This is a genomic window from Rhodanobacter sp. OR92, assembly GCF_000427545.1.
GTDB classification, from domain to species: Bacteria; Pseudomonadota; Gammaproteobacteria; order Xanthomonadales; family Rhodanobacteraceae; genus Rhodanobacter; species Rhodanobacter denitrificans.
In genome coordinates, this window is sequence record NZ_KE386557.1 from 222,795 (window position 1) to 239,244 (window position 16,450).

Annotated in this window: 18 protein-coding genes; all 18 read right to left on the reverse strand. The window is 69.8% G+C overall.

What is annotated here, in order from left to right:
- Positions 1-14: 14 nt before the first annotated feature.
- Complete coding sequence (fliP, locus tag RHOOR92_RS0115285; RefSeq protein ID WP_027490649.1) at positions 15-764, reverse strand: flagellar type III secretion system pore protein FliP; 750 nt, start codon at positions 762-764, stop codon at positions 15-17.
- Positions 761-1,171, reverse strand: a complete 411-nt coding sequence (gene fliO, locus RHOOR92_RS0115290) for a flagellar biosynthetic protein FliO (RefSeq protein ID WP_231378404.1) — start codon at positions 1,169-1,171, stop codon at positions 761-763. Before fliO ends, fliP begins: the two co-directional genes overlap by 4 nt.
- A gap of 4 nt (positions 1,172-1,175) precedes the next feature.
- A complete protein-coding gene (fliN, locus tag RHOOR92_RS0115295; RefSeq protein WP_027490651.1) occupies positions 1,176-1,523 on the reverse strand; it encodes a flagellar motor switch protein FliN in 348 nt (115 codons plus the stop codon).
- Positions 1,520-2,536, reverse strand: coding sequence for a flagellar motor switch protein FliM (gene fliM / locus RHOOR92_RS0115300; RefSeq protein ID WP_007515028.1), 1,017 nt, complete (start codon positions 2,534-2,536; stop codon positions 1,520-1,522). Before fliM ends, fliN begins: the two co-directional genes overlap by 4 nt.
- 16 nt (positions 2,537-2,552) lie before the next feature.
- Complete coding sequence (locus RHOOR92_RS0115305; RefSeq protein WP_037115604.1) at positions 2,553-3,053, reverse strand: flagellar basal body-associated FliL family protein; 501 nt, start codon at positions 3,051-3,053, stop codon at positions 2,553-2,555.
- A 264-nt stretch (positions 3,054-3,317) separates the two neighbouring features.
- Positions 3,318-4,418, reverse strand: coding sequence for a flagellar hook-length control protein FliK (locus RHOOR92_RS0115310; protein WP_037115561.1), 1,101 nt, complete (start codon positions 4,416-4,418; stop codon positions 3,318-3,320).
- A 91-nt stretch (positions 4,419-4,509) separates the two neighbouring features.
- Positions 4,510-4,935 carry a flagellar export protein FliJ gene (gene fliJ, locus RHOOR92_RS0115315; protein ID WP_015448501.1) on the reverse strand — a complete coding sequence of 142 codons (426 nt, stop codon included), beginning with the start codon at positions 4,933-4,935 and terminating at the stop codon, positions 4,510-4,512.
- Positions 4,932-6,299 (reverse strand): flagellar protein export ATPase FliI, encoded by a 1,368-nt coding sequence (fliI, locus tag RHOOR92_RS0115320; RefSeq protein ID WP_027484467.1) that lies wholly within the window; start codon positions 6,297-6,299, stop codon positions 4,932-4,934. The genes fliJ and fliI overlap by 4 nt, the downstream gene beginning before the upstream one ends.
- Before the next feature lie 115 nt (positions 6,300-6,414).
- On the reverse strand, positions 6,415-7,035 hold the full coding sequence (locus RHOOR92_RS0115325; RefSeq protein WP_027484468.1) for a FliH/SctL family protein: 621 nt from the start codon (positions 7,033-7,035) through the stop codon (positions 6,415-6,417).
- A complete protein-coding gene (fliG, locus tag RHOOR92_RS0115330; RefSeq protein ID WP_015448503.1) occupies positions 7,035-8,051 on the reverse strand; it encodes a flagellar motor switch protein FliG in 1,017 nt (338 codons plus the stop codon). Before fliG ends, RHOOR92_RS0115325 begins: the two co-directional genes overlap by 1 nt.
- Positions 8,041-9,744 carry a flagellar basal-body MS-ring/collar protein FliF gene (gene fliF / locus RHOOR92_RS0115335; RefSeq protein WP_027484469.1) on the reverse strand — a complete coding sequence of 568 codons (1,704 nt, stop codon included), beginning with the start codon at positions 9,742-9,744 and terminating at the stop codon, positions 8,041-8,043. The genes fliG and fliF overlap by 11 nt, the downstream gene beginning before the upstream one ends.
- 47 nt (positions 9,745-9,791) lie before the next feature.
- The gene (fliE, locus tag RHOOR92_RS0115340; RefSeq protein WP_007511357.1) at positions 9,792-10,118 is read right to left on the reverse strand and encodes a flagellar hook-basal body complex protein FliE; all 327 of its coding nucleotides are present in this window, start codon (positions 10,116-10,118) and stop codon (positions 9,792-9,794) included.
- A 161-nt stretch (positions 10,119-10,279) separates the two neighbouring features.
- Positions 10,280-11,704, reverse strand: a complete 1,425-nt coding sequence (locus RHOOR92_RS0115345) for a sigma-54-dependent Fis family transcriptional regulator (protein ID WP_027484470.1) — start codon at positions 11,702-11,704, stop codon at positions 10,280-10,282.
- A 350-nt stretch (positions 11,705-12,054) separates the two neighbouring features.
- Entirely contained in the window at positions 12,055-12,669 is a 615-nt protein-coding gene (locus RHOOR92_RS0115350) for a PilZ domain-containing protein (RefSeq protein ID WP_015448506.1), read from the reverse strand.
- 173 nt (positions 12,670-12,842) lie between these two features.
- Positions 12,843-13,121, reverse strand: coding sequence for a flagellar protein FliT (gene fliT / locus RHOOR92_RS0115355; protein WP_007511363.1), 279 nt, complete (start codon positions 13,119-13,121; stop codon positions 12,843-12,845).
- A gap of 2 nt (positions 13,122-13,123) precedes the next feature.
- Positions 13,124-13,531 carry a flagellar export chaperone FliS gene (fliS, locus tag RHOOR92_RS0115360; protein ID WP_027484471.1) on the reverse strand — a complete coding sequence of 136 codons (408 nt, stop codon included), beginning with the start codon at positions 13,529-13,531 and terminating at the stop codon, positions 13,124-13,126.
- 12 nt (positions 13,532-13,543) lie between these two features.
- Positions 13,544-14,938 carry a flagellar filament capping protein FliD gene (fliD, locus tag RHOOR92_RS0115365; protein ID WP_027490654.1) on the reverse strand — a complete coding sequence of 465 codons (1,395 nt, stop codon included), beginning with the start codon at positions 14,936-14,938 and terminating at the stop codon, positions 13,544-13,546.
- Positions 14,939-15,003: 65 nt separating this feature from the next.
- Complete coding sequence (locus RHOOR92_RS0115370; protein ID WP_007511368.1) at positions 15,004-16,446, reverse strand: flagellin; 1,443 nt, start codon at positions 16,444-16,446, stop codon at positions 15,004-15,006.
- Positions 16,447-16,450: the final 4 nt, after the last annotated feature.

The following is a 16,450-nucleotide window of genomic DNA, read 5'->3' on the forward strand; positions in this document are numbered from 1 at the left end:
CAGCCGATGCGCGGTCACGTGTAGAAGCTCCCGGCCAGGGTTCCCAGCAGCAGCGTCCACCCATCCACCAACACGAACAGCATGATCTTGAACGGCAGCGAGATGATCATCGGCGAGACCATCATCATGCCCATCGACATCAGCACGCTGGCCACCACCAAGTCGATGATCAGGAACGGGATGAACAGCAGGAAGCCCATCTGGAACGCGGTCTTCAGCTCGCTGGTGAGGAACGCCGGCATCGCCACCTTGAACGGCACGTCCGCCTTGGCCGCATAGGGCTTCTCGCCAGCCAGCCGTGTGAACAGCGCCAGGTCCGCTTCGCGGGTCTGGTCGAGCATGAACTGCTTGAACGGCGCCGACGCCGCCGGCAGCGCCTGTTCGGCGGCCAACTGGCCGTCCATGTACGGCTTCACGCCGTCGGCGTAGGACTTGTTCAGCACCGGCGACATCACGAACAGGGTGAGGAACAGCGCCAGCCCCAGCAGCACCTGGTTCGGCGGGGTCGATTGCGTGCCCAGCGCCTGGCGCAAGAAGCCGAGCACGATGATGATGCGGGTGAACGAGGTCATCATCAGCGCGATCGCCGGCAGCAGGGTCAGCGCGGTCATCAGCGCCAGCACCTGCAGCGACAGCGTCCAGCTCTGTCCGCCGCCGGGCACGTTCTGCACGTTGACCAGCGGAATCCCCGGCGGCGGCGCCGCCAGCGCCGCCAGCGGCAACAGCAGCATCGACGCGGCCACGATCCAGCGCCAGGCCCTCATGCGCCGCGCTTCCAGCGTGCCAGCAGCTCGCCGAACGCGGGCAGCGGCGCCGGGGCGGGTTCGGCCGCCATCGGCTCGGCCGACGTGCCGTCGTAGACGTGCAGCGTGCGCATGCCGCCCGGGCCCACGCCGACCAGCAGGCGCTTGCCGTCGGCGTCGAGCAGCAGCACGCGCTCGCGCGCGCCCACCGCCATCGCCTCCACGCAGCGGATGCGCCGCCCGCCGGGCCGACTGCGCGCCTGCAGGCGCCGGCTCAGCCAGCCCGCCACGAAAATCAGCGCCACCACGGCGGCCAGGCTGAGCAGCACGCGCACCAGCTCGCCGCCCACGTTGACGTCGGCGGCGGGCAGCGCTACCGGCGCCAACGCCGCGACGATCCGGTTCCCTATTCCCGATTCCCTGTTCACGGCTTCAGCGCAACTTGCGCACGCGTTCGGCCGGGCTGATCACGTCGGTCAGGCGGATGCCGAACTTCTCGTTGATCACCACCACCTCGCCATGCGCGACCAGGGTGCCGTTGACGAACACGTCCAGCGGCTCGCCGGCGGCGCGATCGAGCTCCACCACCGAGCCCTGGTTCAGCTGCAGCAGGTTGCGGATGCTGATGCGGGTGCGCCCGACTTCCATCGCCAGGGTCACCGGCACATCCAGGATCATGTCGAGGTTGACCTCGCCGCTGCCGGCGGCGAGGCCATGCAGCGGATCGAACTCGACGCGTTCGCCGGCAATGGCGGAGGCAGCTTCTGTGGACTGGTTCATGCGGGAGTCTTCTCTTTGAAATGATCGCCGGCCGCGCGCTTTTCGCGGCGCCCGGCCTGGGCATGGAAACGCACGGCGTTGCGGCCGCCGGACTGGCCGTAGTGGCCGCGGAACACCGGCACGTCCTCGGCGTAGACGGTGGCCAGCTCCGGCAGCTGCACGGGAATCACGTCGCCCGGGCGCAGGTGCAGGAACTCGCCAAGGCTGAGCTGCACGTCGAGCAGCAGCGAACTCAGGTCCACCTCCGCGTCGAACACCTCCTCCTGCAGCATCTCCGCCCAGCGGTCGTCGCGGTCGGCGCGGTCGCTCTGCACGCCGGCGTCGAGCAGGGTGCGGATCGGTTCGACCATCGCGTACGGCAGGCTCAGGTGGATCTCGCCGCCGCCGCCGTCCAGTTCGACGTGGAAGCGCGACACCACCACCGTCTCGGTCGGGCTGACGATGTTGGCGAACTGCGGATTGATCTCGGAGTTCTGGTATTCGAACTGCAGTTCCAGCACCGGCGCCCACGCTTCGGTCATCGCGCCGAACAGCTCCTCCAGCATGATCTGGATCACGCGGTTCTCGGTGGCGGTGAAGTCGCGGCCCTCGATGCGCGCGTGGTAGCGGCCGTCGCCGCCAAAGAAATTGTCGATCACGGTGAACACCAGGCGCGGCTCGAACACCACCAGCGCGGTGCCGCGCAGCGGCTTGATGCGCACCAGGTTCAGGTTGCTCGGCACCGCCAGGCTGTGCACGTACTCGGCGAACTTGACCATCTTCACGCCCAGCACCGAGACCTCACAGGTCTTGCGCAGCACGTTGAACACGCCCAGCCGGAAGAACCGCGCGAAGCGCTCGTTGACCATTTCCAGCGTGGGCAACCGCCCGCGCACGATGCGGTCCTGCTGGGTGAAGTCGTACGCGATCACCGCATCGCTCGGCGGCGGCTGGTCGCCGCCGGTGGCCACCGCGCCGCCGCTGACGCCGTCCAGCAGCGCGTCGATCTCGTCCTGGGAAAGCAGATCGCTCATGCCTGCGGCCTCTTCGTTACTGCATCACGAAACTGGTGAAGTACAGCGCGTCGACGCCGGGCCGGCCGAGCCGAGCCTTGACGATCTTGCGCACGGCGGCCAGCGCATCGGCCTGCAGCTTCTGGCGTCCGGCGGCATCGCCGATGATCGCGAAGTCCTGGTTGCTGAACAGCGCCACCAGCGCGTCGCGGATCACCGGGTCGGCGGCCTTGGCCACCTCGATCGCCGCGGGGTCGTGCGACATCAGGGTGACTCCGACCTGCAGATAGCGCAGCGAACCCGCGTCGCGGAAATTCACCACGAAAGCCGGGTCCAGCGGCAGGTAGAGTTCGGCCTGGGCAACCTTCGGCGCCACCTTGCCGGCCTTGCCCGGCACGGACTGGCGCGATTGCCAGACATAGCCGCCGATGCCCAGCGCCAGCAGCAGCGCCACCGACACCGCGATCACCAGCGGCTTGCGGCTCTTGCGCTCGGGCGTGGCATCGGCCACCTCGCCAGCTTGTTCCTCGTCGACCATGGAAACCTCGATCTGCAGATAGTTGAAAGGCATGCGGTGCGCGTGCCCTGCAGCAAAAGCAAACCGCGTGCCATCGACGGAAAGCGTTGCCCCGGCTCGCCTGGCGGCGGACGCGCCAAGTGCGCGGCGCTTTCTTGACGCCCGCCGGCGCATCGACGCGACGCGATCACGGCGGACTTCTGCCGGGCGAAGATCCGCGCGCCCGTGCCGCGGCGAAGCCATGGCGCGGACGTCAGGCTGGCGAAGGAACGGGAGCGGGCGAACTCAGGCGAACGCGTCGAGCAGGCCGACCTTGCCCAGGATCACCGACACGCCGCCGTGGCTGTCGGCGACCTCGTCCAGCGCACCGGCGCCGCCACTGCCGGCCGGCCCGCGGCGGTCGCCGCGATCGCGCTGGCCGACTTCGGTGTGGCCGAGCGAGAGGCCGTGCCGCGCCAGCATCTGGTCCAGCTGCGGCAGGCTCTGCTGCACCGCCGGGATCGCCGCCGCGTGCTGCGCGCTGAACACCACGTCGACGCGCCCGTGCGTCACGCTGACGCTGACGTCGAGCGAACCCAGTTCCTCCGGATGCAGGCGGATTCGCGCCTGCTTGATGTTCTGCCCGCTCAGCCAGGCCACCTGCTGGCCCAGATCCTGGCCGAACGACGGACTTGCCGGCGGTGTGGGCAGTTGCAGCTGGTGCGCCGCGAGCGGCGCGGCAGCCGCAGGCGGCGCTGCCAGCACGGCGGCGGCCGCGGGCGCCTTCGATGCCTCCTTGTCGAGGAGGTTGGCGGCCGGTGGTGCCGCCTGCGCCGCGGCCAGCATGCTGGCCGCCAGCGGCACGACGTTGACGGGCGCGGCCGCCGGGCCGGCTGCCGCGGCGAGCTGGAGCATGGCGGCGGCCCCGGCGTTGACGGCCACGCCCTTGCCGGTCTGCGCCAGCGCGCCCCTGGCGCCGTCGGCGACGGGCGCCAGCACGCCGGCCACCGACGAGCCGAGCAGGGCGAACATGGCATCCACCACGGCGGTCGCCGGCTCGTCGCCCGGCTCGCGCCGTGGCGCCGGGGCGTCCGCTGCCGGCACGTCGACCGGCTCCGCTGGCGCGGCCGCGGATACCGGTGCAGCCGGCATGACGCCCGGCTTCGCCGCCGGCGCGGGATCCGTTGGCGGATCGAGTGGCGCGCGTGCTGCCGGCGTCGGCCGGTGCTCGTCCTTCGACCCGCTCGACGCGTCGTTCGCGCTGCTGGCGTCGTGCTGCTGGCGCGCGGCGTGCAGCTGGCTGTCGAAGCCGGCCGCCGCCGTGTCGTCGCGCGGCTCGGCCACGGCGCCGGGCCGCGCGGCGGACGGCACGGCAGCGTTGGATGCAGCAGGGACGGAAGCGGTCATGGGGTGGACAGTCCTTCGGCGAGGAATCCGCGCGGCTGGCGGCGGCACGGCCCGGCGACCCGGGCGGACAACGGCGGGGCGGGCGTGGCGCTCATCGCAGCCGCCGGTACTGCATGCGTTCGTCGAGCTCGGCCTGCTCGTGACGGTCGGCGGCGCGACGCTCTTCCTCGCGGTGCTGCGCGACCACGCTGCTCAGCGCGCTCTCGCGGGCATGTGCGCGCCGCCAGTGCTCGCGCAGCTGGGTGAGCTGGCGGTGCTGCCGGGCCAGCTCGGCCTGCTGCTGCACGATCGCCTGATCGATCCGTTCCACGAATTGCTGCCGGTTGAGCAGCGCCGTCACGCTCTGCGCCCCATCGGCGGCCGCCGCGTACTCCAGCCGGTAGCGCTGCAGTTCGCCGAGCTGGTGCTCGGCCCGGGCCAGCACCTGCTGCTGGGTCGCCAGCTGGGCCAGCGCATCCTCGCTGCGCTGCCGGGCCTGCTCCACTGCGGGCTCCAGTTGTTCGGCGCGCGAACTCATGCGGCCACCTGCTGGGCGAGGGCGTCGAGTTTCCCGACCGCCGCCTCGAGCGTCATCGGTTCGTCGACTTCCTGCTGCAGGAAGGCGCGCAGCTGCGGCCACAGCTCGATCGCCTGGTCGACCTGCGGGTCGGAGCCTTTCTGGTAGGCGCCCACCGCGATCAGGTCGCGCTGCTGGCGGTAGGCGGAATAGACCTGGCGGAAGCACTGCGCCGCACGCAGGTGTTCGCGCGCCACCACCGCCGGCATCACGCGGCTGATCGACGCCTCGATGTCGATCGCCGGGTAGTGGCCGGCTTCGGCCAGGTCGCGCGACAGCACGATATGGCCGTCCAGAATCGCGCGCGCGGCGTCGGCGATCGGGTCGTGGCGGTAGTCGTCGCCCTCGGTCAGCACGGTGTAGAACGCGGTGATCGAACCGCGGCCGTCGGCGTCGTTGCCGGCGCGCTCGACCAGCGCCGGCATCATCGCGAACACCGACGGCGGGTAACCCTTGGTCGCCGGCGGCTCGCCGATCGCCAGCGCGATCTCGCGCTGCGCCTGGGCGTAGCGGGTCAGCGAATCCATCAGCAGCAGCACGCGCTGGCCGCGGTCGCGGAACCATTCGGCGATGGCGGTGGCGTACTGGGCGCCGCGCAGGCGCTTGAGCGGCGGCGCGTCGGCCGGCGCGGCGACGATCACCGCGCGCCGCCGCCCTTCTTCGCCCAGCGTGTGCTCGACGAATTCCTTCACCTCGCGGCCGCGTTCGCCGATCAGCCCGACCACCACCACGTCGGCGTTGGTGTAGCGGGTCATCATGCCGAGCAGGGTCGATTTGCCCACGCCGGAACCGGCGAACAGGCCCAGCCGTTGGCCGCGGCCGACGGTGAGCAGCGCGTTGATCGCGCGCACGCCGACGTCCAGCGGCGCGTCGATCGGCTTGCGCGCCATCGGGTTGATCGGCTCGCGCTTGAGCGCGGCGTGTTCGTCCGCTTCCAGCGCGCCGAGTCCGTCCAGCGGCACGCCGTCGGCGCCAATCACGCGGCCGAGCAGGCCCATGCCGACCGGCAGGCCGCCGCTGCGCGCATACGGGCGCACCCGCGCGTTCGGCAGCACGCCGTGCATGTCGCCCACCGGCATCAGCAGCAGGCGCTCGTCGGCAAAGCCGACCACTTCGGTCTCCAGCGTGGCGCCGTCGGCGGTGTCGACCAGGCAGCGCGCGCCGAGCGCGGCCTCGCAGCCCTCCGCCTCCAGGGTCAGCCCGACCACCCGGCGCAGGCTGCCTTCCACCACCAGCGTGCGCGCCGCCTGCGCGCGCGCGCCCTGCCGCGCGAACTGGCGTTGCCAGTTAGCCTGCCGCGCGGCAATGAGCGCCTCGGTGTTCATTGCGCGACACCAACCGCTGCAGGAGCCCGCTGGCGGGCGATGCTCCTGCATATCCCGAGTCCCGGCCTTGAAAGCATCGCCCGCCAGCGGGCTCCTACGGGGGCGGTCGGGTGGATCATTCGGCGAGTCCCATGCTGTCGCCGAGCACGGCGTCGATCATCGCGGCCAGGCGGGTTTCCACCCGCGCGTCCAGCCGCGAACGTTCGCTTTCCAGGCGGCAGTCGCCGCGCGCGAGCGTCGCATCGGCCAGCAGCTGCCAATGCGTTTCGGCCACACCCGATTCGCGCAGCAAGGTCAGATCGGCCGGGTGCAGGTGCACGCGCAACTCGCGCGTGGCCGCCGGCAAGGCGTCAGCCGCGTGGCGCACCGCCTGGACGACCAGCGCCGGCGACAGCTGCAGTTCCTGCGCGATCACCCGCTGCGCCACGATCATGGCCAGCCGCGCCAGCTCCTGCCCGGTCTGCTCGTCGAAGGCCTGCAGCGGGCGCGCCGCCGCGTCGTACAGCGCGTCGAGCTCGGCCATGCGCTGACTCAGCAGTTGCTGCGCGGCGGCCGCGCCTTCGGCGTGGCCCGCCGCAAAACCTTCCTCGCGCGCCTGCTGCTCGAGCGCCGCCAGCTCGCGCACGGTCGGCTGCGGCGTCGCGTTGGCCGCCGGCGACGCCGCCGAGCGGGTGCCCACGTTCGGCAGCTCCCAGCGCTGGAACTCCGCCGCCACGTTGTGGATGGTGGCGGCCATCAGACGAACTCATCCCCGCTGGAGGCCAGGCTGAGCTGCCCGGCGTCGGAAAGCTTGCGCGCGATGCCCAGCACCTCCTTCTGCGCCGCGTCCACTTCACTCAGGCGCACCGGTCCCTTCACCTCGAGGTCGTCGCGCATCATGTCGGCGGCGCGCTTGGACATGTTGGCGAAGATCTTCTCGCGCACCGCCGGCTCGGCGCCCTTGAGCGCCGTGATCAAGGTGCCCGACGGCACTTCGCGCAGCAGGATCTGCATGCCGCGATCGTCCAGTTCGGCCAGATCCTCGAACACGAACATCAGGTCCTCGATGCGACCGCCCAGGGCCTCGTCCTGGCTGCGGATGGCGGTCATCAACTCGGTCTCGCGACTGGTTTCCATCGCGTTGAGGATGTCGGCGGCGGCCTTCAGCCCACCGACGCTGGCGGACTTGAGTTTCTTGGTATTGCCGGAGAACTGCCGCTCCATGATCTCGTCCAGTTCGTTCAGCGCGTGCGGCTGCACGCCGTCGAGCGTGGCGATGCGCATCACCGCGTCGGAGCGCACGCGCGGCGGCAGGTAGCCGATCACCTCGGCGGCCTGGTCGGGCTCCAGGTGCGCCAGCACCAGCGCGATGATCTGCGGGTGTTCCTGGTTGATCATCTCGGCGATCGCGCGGCTCTCCATCCACTTCAGCGATTCCAGCCCCTTGCTGGAGCGGCCAAGCAGGATGCGGTCGATCAACCCGCCGGCCTTGGTCTCGCCCAGCGCGTTGGTGAGGATCTTGCGGATGTATTCCTCGGTGCCGACGCCCAGCGAGGTCTGCTGGCCCATGTCCTGGTTGAGCCGGGCCAGTGCGAGCTCGACATGCTCGCGCGAGACGCTGGTGAGCCCGGCCATCGCCGTGCCGACCGCCTGCACGTCGCGGGCACTGAGGTGCTTGAGCACCTCGGCGGCGTCCTGCTCACCCAGCGTCAGCAGCAGGATTGCCGCGCGCTGCGCGCCGTTGATGGGCGCATCGGAACGATTAGTTGCCATCTTCGCTCACCCAGTTCCTCACCACTTGCGCCACCTGTTTGGAGTTTTCGCCGACCATCCGCCGGGCCTGGCCGACGCGCTGCTCGTACGAAAGCGTGGGCATGGCGCCGCCGAGCCGGGCCGGTTCGTTGGCCGCCAGCTCGTCATCCACGCGCACCGAGATCTGCGGCATCGGCGAAGGCAGCGCGCGCGCCGCCGGCTCGCCGCGCAGCAGGCCCTTCAGCAGCGGACGCAGCAGGCCGAACGCCACCAGCAGCGCGATCAGCACGCCGGCGCCCTGCTTGAGCAGGTCGAGCACGCCGGGCCGGCCCCACAGCGGGGTTTCCGGCAGCGCCTCAGGCGCCGCGCCACGCTGGAACGCCTGGTTGACCACGCTGACGCTGTCGCCGCGGGCGGCGTCGAAGCCGACCGCGTTCTTGGTCAGCTCGGTCAGATGCTGCAGTTCCTGCGCGCTGAACGGCACGCTCTTGGGCGCTGCCGTCGCATCGTCGGCGCCGGCGTCCGGGTTGGCCGGGACCGCCAGCTTGTCGTCCACCACCACCGCCACGGTCAGCCGGGCCAGCCGCCCCGCCGGGTCGCTGACGTGGCTGATGGTGCGGTCCAGTTCGTAGTTGCGGGTGGCGCTGCTGGAACTCTCGCCCGGGTTGGTCGCCGCCGCCGTGGCCGTCGCCGCGGCGGCCTTGCCGGCATCGGGCTTGGCCGCGGTGGGCTGCGCCACGGTGACCGGTGGCTGGTTGCTGAGCGCGCCGGGCACGCCGCCGCCGGCGGCATCCGCGCCACGTTGCTCGCTGCTGGTCTGCTCGCTGCGCAGCGCCGGGTGATCGTGGCCGAACGTCTCGGTCGCTTTCTCGGTGCGGCTGAAATCCAGGTCGGCATGCACCTGCGCGTGCACCCGGCCGGGGCCGACCAGCGGCATCAGCAATTCCTCGATGCGCTGGGCGTAGGTGTTCTCGATCCGCGTGGCGATGCGCAGGCGGTTGTCGCCCACCGCACCCGGGCTTTCCGGATCGGTGGTCAGCAATTGGCCCTGCTGGTCGATCACGGAAACCTGGCGCGCTTCCAGGTTCGGCACGCTGGCCGCCACCAGGTGCACGATCGCCGCCACCTGGCCGGCGTCCAGCTGGCGGCCCGGGTACAGCGTGACCAGCACCGAAGCGCTGGCTTCGCGACTGTCGCGGATGAAGGCGGAGGGTTTCGGCAGCGCCAGGTGCACGCGCGCGGCGCGCACCGACTGCAGCCCGCCGATGGTGGCGCCCAGGTCCGCTTCCAGCAGTTGCTGGTAGCGGGTGCGTTCGGCCAGGTCGCTCATGCCGAACGGCGAGTCGGCGGCCGGCAGCGCACTGCTGCTGGCGCTGCCCTGGGGCAGGCCCTTGGCCGCCAGCTTCAGGCGCAGCGCGGCCAGGTCGGCGGCCGGCGCCATGATCGACGAGCCGTCGCTGCTCAACTGGTAGGGCGTGTTGCCCGCCTGCAGTTCCTGCGTGATCGCCGAGGCGTCCTTCTGTTCCAGGCCGGCGTACAGCAGCCCGTAGTTCGGGCCGCGCGACCACAGCACCACGGCCACGCCCAGCGCCACCGCCGCGGCCACCGCCACCAGCAGCACCAGCTGCCGCGTCGCCGGGTTGCGGGCGAGCTGCTTGAAGGGGTCCAGGCGCGTACCGTTGTTGGCGGTCGTCGCGATGGCGTTGTCGGCCATGCTGCTGCTCTTTGGCTAGGGGACGGAACCGGCTCGGCGCATGCGCGTCAGACCGGCATGTTCATGATTTCCTTGTAGGCATCGACCAGCTTGTTGCGCACCTCGACCACCGTGCGCAGGGACAGGTCGGCCTTCTGCACCGCGATCATCGTGCGGCCGAGGTCGGCGCCGGGGTCGCCGCGCTCGAAGCTCGCCGCCAAGCGGCCGGCTTCCAGCTGGTTGCGGCCCACGGCGGACAACGACTGCTTGAGCACGTCGGAGAAATCCGCCTGCCCGACGGCGGCTGCCGGCTTCACCGCCGCTTCCGGCGCACGCACCTGCGCGGTCATCTGGCGCATCTGGGACAGCAGGTTGTTGACGTCGATGGTGCTCATCGCGATGCGTCCTCATGACGGATTCCCGACGCGTGACGGGGTTTCGAGTGAGTGGTTGCACGAGGCGTGCCAGTTTTTCCGGGCATAGGGAATGGGGAGCAGGGAATCGCAAATGCAAAGGCTGACGCGCTTCCCGACTCCTCATTCCCCATTCCCGGCCCTCACGCCGCCAGGCTGTTCTGCAAGCCGTACTTGCGCAGCTTTTCCACCAGCGTGGTGCGTTGCATGTGCAGCAGCCGCGCGGCATGCGCCACCACGCCGCCGGTGACGTCGAGCGCCTGGCGGATCAGCCCCACCTCGATGTCGGCCAGGTGGTCCTTCAGGTCCAGGCCCTGCTCCGGCAGCGTGCGCAGCGCCTCGGCTACCGGATGCACGCCGGCTTCGCACGGCGGCAGCTCGTCGTCCATCAGCGCCAGCAATGCCGCACCGTGCACTTCGTCGACGGCCTGCTGGCCGCGGTACTTCTTCGGCAGGTCGCTGCCGCGCACCTCGCCGTGCGGGAACAGGATCGCCATGCGCTCGACCAGGTTGGAAAGCTCGCGCACGTTGCCCGGCCAGGCATGCTCGCGCAGCGCCTGCATCGCGCCGGCGCTGAAGCGCACCACGCCGAGCCCGCGGCGGGCGAGGCGCTGGTTGAACTCGCCGATCAGCACCGGCAGGTCGTCCAGCCGCTCGCGCAGCGACGGCAGTTCGAGCGGGAACACGCTGAGCCGGTAGAACAGGTCCTCGCGGAAGCGGTCGCTGGCGATCGACTCTTCCAGGTTGCGGTGGGTGGCGGCGATGATGCGCACGTCGCAGCGCAGGGTCTTGCTGCCGCCGACCCGCTCGTAGGCACGCTCCTGCAGCACGCGCAGCAGCTTCACCTGCATCGGCAGGCTCATGTCGCCGACCTCGTCGAGGAACAGGGTGCCGCCTTCGGCCATTTCGAAGCGACCCTTGCGCGCGCTGATCGCACCGGTGAAGGAGCCCTTCTCGTGGCCGAACAATTCGCTCTCCAGCAGCTCCGCCGGAATCGCCCCGCAGTTGATCGCCACGAACGGCTTGTCGCGACGCGGCGAATGCTCGTGGATCGCCCGTGCCACCATTTCCTTGCCGGTGCCCGACTCGCCCAGCACCAGCACGGTGGAATCGAACGGCGCGACCTGGCGGATCAAGCCGTTGACGCGGATCATCGGTGCCGAGTTGCCGACGAAGCGCAGCGCGCCGGACTGGCCGCCGAGCAGGCGCGCATAGATGTTGCGCATGGCCTCGGCCATCTTCTCGTAGCGCAGCGGAAACTCCAGCGTGGCCATCCGCGCGGCAAACGGCGACGACGCCGTGCTGAAGCGCTCGACCCAAGGCGAATCGCCGGCCAGCAGCACCGGCACGTGCGACACGGCGGCGCCCAGCAGGGCGAACTGGCGCTCCGCCTCGGCGGCGTCGGCAACGCTGCCGATGTACACGGCGCGCCATGCGTGGGTGGATTCGTCCACCTCGCCGCAGGCGGCGCCGTGTTGCGGCCGGTAGCCCAGGAAGTGAAGTGCCGAGAGCACGAAATCCACACGCGCCTCATCGGATTCGATGACCAGGAAGTCGAATTTCTGCATCGCTCTCTCCTTATCCACACTGCTCGTTTTGGCGGCCCCATGCTTCCAGCGGGAGCGCTTTTTCATCGGTGCCGGGCTTCCGCTGCCGGCCTGATGAACCATGAGCAATTAGGAGGCCAATGTTTCCGGCCATCGCGACGACAAAATGTCACCTGTCGGAAAAACTGCCACCGCCGCGTCGACAAACATGCGTAACCGTGTTCCCTAACTGCATGAAACATGGACGATTTACACGACGTTCGCGGCATGGCCTGGCGCACATGCCAAATGTGACCGGCGTCGAGAGAAGCGCCAGCGGAGTTTCGCAATTGCGAACTGCATCACATCCGATGCATCGACCGGATCCCGCCTCACGCCACCGGCTGGCGCGCCCCTGCCACTTTGCGTCGGTGATGGCGGAAAACCAGACGCTCAATTGCGTCACTCAGTGCCTCGCCCAATGGCGCAAAAATCACGAACACTCGACCATCGTCGAATTGACGCTGCACCTGCGCGGCGAGTTCGAGCGGCAGGCTGCGGCACAGGTCGAAACGGATGCGCAGCAGCAGCCCGCCGCCGGCCGGCGCCAGGCCGGCGGGCAACAGCGCGCCGATCGCATTGAAGCGCAGCAGCTGCCGCGGCGGCAGCACGCTGTCGGGCACCAGCAGGCTGTTGACGATTTCCACCAGTACGTTGAGCTTGGCGTCCATCCGCAGGATTTCCTGCATCAGCGGGCTGTCGTCCTCGCCGCTGTCGGCGCGGCGCTCCTCCAGCGCGGCGATCGCCGCCAGCACGTTCGCGTTGCGTTCGGCCAGCTGCTGCAGCAACGCCGGCGAGGGCGGCCAGGCCAGCGGCTCGCCGTCGGCATGCAGGCTCTCCTCGCAGCTGACCCGTTGCTCGAAATCGTCCCAGCCGGCCACTGCCGCGCCGCCCGATGCCGTAATGCCGGAGGTCGTCTTGCCCGGGGACGTGCTGTCTGAGGTCATGGCGTGGCTCCGCGACGCGGTGAAGCCGAAACCGCCACGCCGGCGGCTTTCGGAAGGGGAAGCAAGGCGCTGATGAAAAAAACCGCTTCCTGCGGCCGTTTCCCTCGCCAGTCCGACACACGTCCGGACTGGCCCATGCGCCCGTTGCACAGACCCTCAGCCGCCGCCGGCGATCACGGCCGGGCGTAGGCGGCGATCGCGCGGGCGCGGTCGGTTTCCTGCTGCCATTGTTCGGCCGCCGAGTCCCGCGCGCGGCCGACGATGGCCTGCAGCTGGCGATCGTACGCCAGAATCTCGTCCAGCCGGGCCAGGCTGTCCGGGTCGGACGCGTGCCGGCGCAGCAGCAACGGTTCACGCTCGGCCTCCAGCTCGATCAGCCGCGGCCACTCCTGCGCCTGCGCAGCGGCCAGCATCGCGCGGGTCAGCCCGAGCGCGAGTTCGAGGACGTCCATGCTCACGCGCCTGCCACCCGCTGGCTGGCGGCCGGAGCGATCTGCACCCAGCTGTCGCGGACCGGCTGCAGCAGGTTGCTGACCTCGTCGATCAGGCTGGCGTCGTCGCGCAGGTTGGCCTGCAGCAGGCGGCGGCTCATGTAGTCGTAGAGCGAATCCAGCCGGCCGACCAGCACCGGGTCCGCCTTGGGATCGAGGCTGCCGCGCAGGCCGCCGATGATCTCGATGCAACGCGAGATCGCCTCGCCCTTCGCCGCGACCTCGCCGCGCAGCATGTGCGCGCGGGCCTTCACCAGGCGCTCCAGCGCGCCATCCATCAGCAGCGTGATCAGCCCGTGCGGATCGGCCGACTCCACCCCGCCGTGCGAGCGGACTTGCTGATAGGCGCCTGCGCCGTAGCCGAATCCCATGACCGTGTCCTCTTACTTCTTGCTGCTGTTGGTAAGCGCGTCGAACTGCTGCTGCAGGTAGGTGCTGGTGCTGTTGAGCTTGGACATCAACGTGTCGAGCGCGGTGAATTGCGCCTGGTAGAGCGCGGTGAGGCTGTCCATGCGGCTGTTCAGCGCGGTCTGCTGGTTGGCCAGGTCGCTCAGCTGCTGGCCGATGCTGCTGGTGCGGCTGGCCAGCACGCCCTGGCTGCCGACCCAGCTGGTCAGCGGAGCATTGAGCTTCGCCGCGAAACCGTTGGTGCCACCGAACAGGGCGCCCACCTGCTTGCCGCCGTCGCCGAGCGCGGTCGCCAGCTTGCCGCTGTCCAACTTCAGCGTGCCGTCCACCTGCAGCGAGATGCCGATCGAGGACAGCGAGGCGCCGTTGGCGGTGCCGCCGACGATGCTCGACAAGGTGTTGTTGATGCCGTTGAGCGTGGCGTCGCCGAGCAGTGCGCCGGCGGTGCCGCTGGTGGCGTCGTACCTGGTCAGGTTCTGGTAGATCCCGACGAAGCTGTTGTAGGTGTTGACCAGGTTGGTGAGTGCGCCGGTGGCCTTGCTGCTGTCGCTGCTCACGCTCAGCGTGCTGCTGCCGGCCTTGACCAGGTTCAGGGTGAGGCCGTCGATCGCGCTGCTGACGGTATTGCCGGCGCTGCTGGCGGCCAGGCCGTCGATGCTGTACTTCGCGTCGGCCGCCGCGGTGACCACGCTCAGCCCGTTGCCGGTGGTGGCCGCCGGATCGTATTTCAGCGCCGCCAGTCCGCCGTCGCCGCCGCTGCTCGATACCGAGAAGCCGTTGGCCGCGCCGGTACGGGTGCCGCTCAGCACCAGGTGCGCGCCGTCGGTGCCGGTGACGATGGTGGCGCTCACGCCGGGATTGCTGCTGGAGCCGTTGATCGCGTCGCGGATCGCCGCCAGCGAGTTGTTGGTGCTGTCGAGGGTGAGGCTCATCGACTGGCTGCCTACCGCGATGGTCAGCGTGCCGGTGCCGACCGCGGTGGTGCTGCTGGCGAATGCGCCGGACGACGCCTTCAGCGCGCTGGCCAGCTGCGTCACGACGATGTTGTAGCTGCCGTTGACGGGAGTGCCGGTGGCGCTGGCGCCGAGCACGGTGGTGTCGCTGCTGCCTACCGTGCGCGCGGTGAAGGCGCTGCCGTCGGTGAGCGGGGCCATCGCCGACTGCAAGGCGGAAAGCGCAGCGCTGACCTGACCCAGCGCCGAGAGCTGGGTGTTCGCCGCGTTGGCCTGGCTGGTGATCTGGTTCTGCTGCGGTGCTTTCTTCGCGGCGACCAGCTGGCTGACCAGGCTGGCCACGTCGAGCCCGGAACCCACACCCATGGAGGTCAGCAAACCCGAAGTGGGTGTGGTGGAGCCTACGGTGATCGCCATGGGTGTGGGTTCCTGAAATGAAGGGAACGGCCGCGAACTGCTCGCGGCCGTTCCGGGTTACCTCGTTACTGCAGCAGCTTGAGCACGCTCTGGGTGGAGGCGTTGGCCTGTGCCAGCACCGAGACGCCGGCCTGTTGCAGGATGTTTGCGCTGGACATGTTCGCGGTTTCCGCGGCGAAGTCGGCATCCTGGATCTGGCTGCGCGACGAGCTGAGGTTCTGCGAGATGGTCTGCAGATTGGCGATGGTGGACTGGAAGCGGTTCTGCACCGCGCCGAGGTCGCTGCGCATCGAACTGACCGTGCTCAGCGCGGCGTCGATGCGGCTGATGGTGTCGTTGGCGCCGGCCACCGTCTTCACATCGCTGCCGGACAGGCTGCCGCCGGTGGCGATCGCGGTGGCGCCCGCGCCGGTGAAGCCCAGGTTGCCTGCGCCCGCGCCGGACTTGGTGCCGTTCACGGTCAACGCCGACTGCGAGTTCAGGTGCACCATGTGGCTGGTGCTGTCGTAGTAGGCCGAGACGCCGGCGACGCCCTTGGCGTTGATCGCATCGACCAGGTTCTGCGCGCTGTTGTAGGTGCCGTTCATGTCGACGGCGGCGCCGCCACTTGCCGACTGGATCGTCAGGTCACCGGTGGCCAGCGTGAGGATGCCGGTGGAGGCCGGCGTCTGCGCGGCGACGCTGGTGGTGCTGAAATAGGTCGCCTGCTTGGTGCCGGCAATCGCCACCGCCGCCGCGGTGGTGTTGCTGATGGTGATCTTGTTGCTGGTGCCGTCGAAGGTCGCGGTGACGCCGGCGCCGCCCGCGGTCTGGATCGCGGCGGCGAACTGGGCACCGGTGTAGGTGCCGGCGGCCACGGCGGTGCCGCCGATGGACAGGTCGCCCGCGGCGACGGTGGTCGAGGCGCCGACCGCCAAGCTGACCGCCGTGCCCGGCGCCGCCGCACTGGCGGTGAACATCGCGCCCAGGTCGACGCTTTGCGTGTTCGCCATCTGGCCGACCTGTTTGGCGCCCGCGCCCTGGCTCAGGTTGACCGAGATCGTCTCGCCGACGTTGGCGCCGATCTGGAACGCGGCGCTGCCGAAGCTGCCGTCGAGCACGTGGCGGCCGTTGAACGTGGTCTGCTGCGAGATGCGGGTGATTTCCGACAGGCGCTGCTGCACTTCGGCATCCAGCGCGGCGCGGTCGCTGTCGGAGTTGGTGGCGTTGGCCGACTGCACCGCCAGCGTGCGGATGCGCTGCATGTTGTTGGTCACCTCGTTCAGCGCCGACTCGGTGGTCTGCGCCAGCGAGATGCCGTCGTTCGCGTTCGACACGGCCTGGTTCAGGCCGTTGATCTGGGTGGTGAAGCGGGTCGAGATGGCGAGGCCGGCAGCATCGTCCTTCGCGCTGTTGATGCGCATGCCCGAGGACAGGCGTTCGATCGCGGTGGCGAGTTTGCTCTGCGACTTGGCCAGGTTCTGCTGGGCATTCAGCGAGCTGATGTTGGTGTTGACGCTCATGACCATGGGA

Bases quoted from the DNA above. Each gene is read 5' to 3' on its own strand.
- RHOOR92_RS0115310 (WP_037115561.1), bottom strand. From the start codon at position 4,418: ATGACCGCTTCCGTCCCTGCTGCATCCAACGCTGCCGTGCCGTCCGCC.
- fliM (WP_007515028.1), bottom strand. From the start codon at position 2,536: ATGAGCGATCTGCTTTCCCAGGACGAGATCGACGCGCTGCTGGACGGC.
- fliJ (WP_015448501.1), bottom strand. From the start codon at position 4,935: ATGAGTTCGCGCGCCGAACAACTGGAGCCCGCAGTGGAGCAGGCCCGG.
- fliS (WP_027484471.1), bottom strand. From the start codon at position 13,531: ATGGGATTCGGCTACGGCGCAGGCGCCTATCAGCAAGTCCGCTCGCAC.
- RHOOR92_RS0115345 (WP_027484470.1), bottom strand. From the start codon at position 11,704: ATGCAGAAATTCGACTTCCTGGTCATCGAATCCGATGAGGCGCGTGTG.
- RHOOR92_RS0115325 (WP_027484468.1), bottom strand. From the start codon at position 7,035: ATGGCCGCCACCATCCACAACGTGGCGGCGGAGTTCCAGCGCTGGGAG.
- fliI (WP_027484467.1), bottom strand. From the start codon at position 6,299: ATGAACACCGAGGCGCTCATTGCCGCGCGGCAGGCTAACTGGCAACGC.
- RHOOR92_RS0115350 (WP_015448506.1), bottom strand. From the start codon at position 12,669: ATGACCTCAGACAGCACGTCCCCGGGCAAGACGACCTCCGGCATTACG.
- fliD (WP_027490654.1), bottom strand. From the start codon at position 14,938: ATGGCGATCACCGTAGGCTCCACCACACCCACTTCGGGTTTGCTGACC.
- fliP (WP_027490649.1), bottom strand. From the start codon at position 764: ATGAGGGCCTGGCGCTGGATCGTGGCCGCGTCGATGCTGCTGTTGCCG.
- RHOOR92_RS0115370 (WP_007511368.1), bottom strand. From the start codon at position 16,446: ATGGTCATGAGCGTCAACACCAACATCAGCTCGCTGAATGCCCAGCAG.
- RHOOR92_RS0115305 (WP_037115604.1), bottom strand. From the start codon at position 3,053: ATGGTCGACGAGGAACAAGCTGGCGAGGTGGCCGATGCCACGCCCGAG.
- fliF (WP_027484469.1), bottom strand. From the start codon at position 9,744: ATGGCCGACAACGCCATCGCGACGACCGCCAACAACGGTACGCGCCTG.
- fliE (WP_007511357.1), bottom strand. From the start codon at position 10,118: ATGAGCACCATCGACGTCAACAACCTGCTGTCCCAGATGCGCCAGATG.
- fliN (WP_027490651.1), bottom strand. From the start codon at position 1,523: ATGAACCAGTCCACAGAAGCTGCCTCCGCCATTGCCGGCGAACGCGTC.
- fliG (WP_015448503.1), bottom strand. From the start codon at position 8,051: ATGGCAACTAATCGTTCCGATGCGCCCATCAACGGCGCGCAGCGCGCG.
- fliT (WP_007511363.1), bottom strand. From the start codon at position 13,121: ATGGACGTCCTCGAACTCGCGCTCGGGCTGACCCGCGCGATGCTGGCC.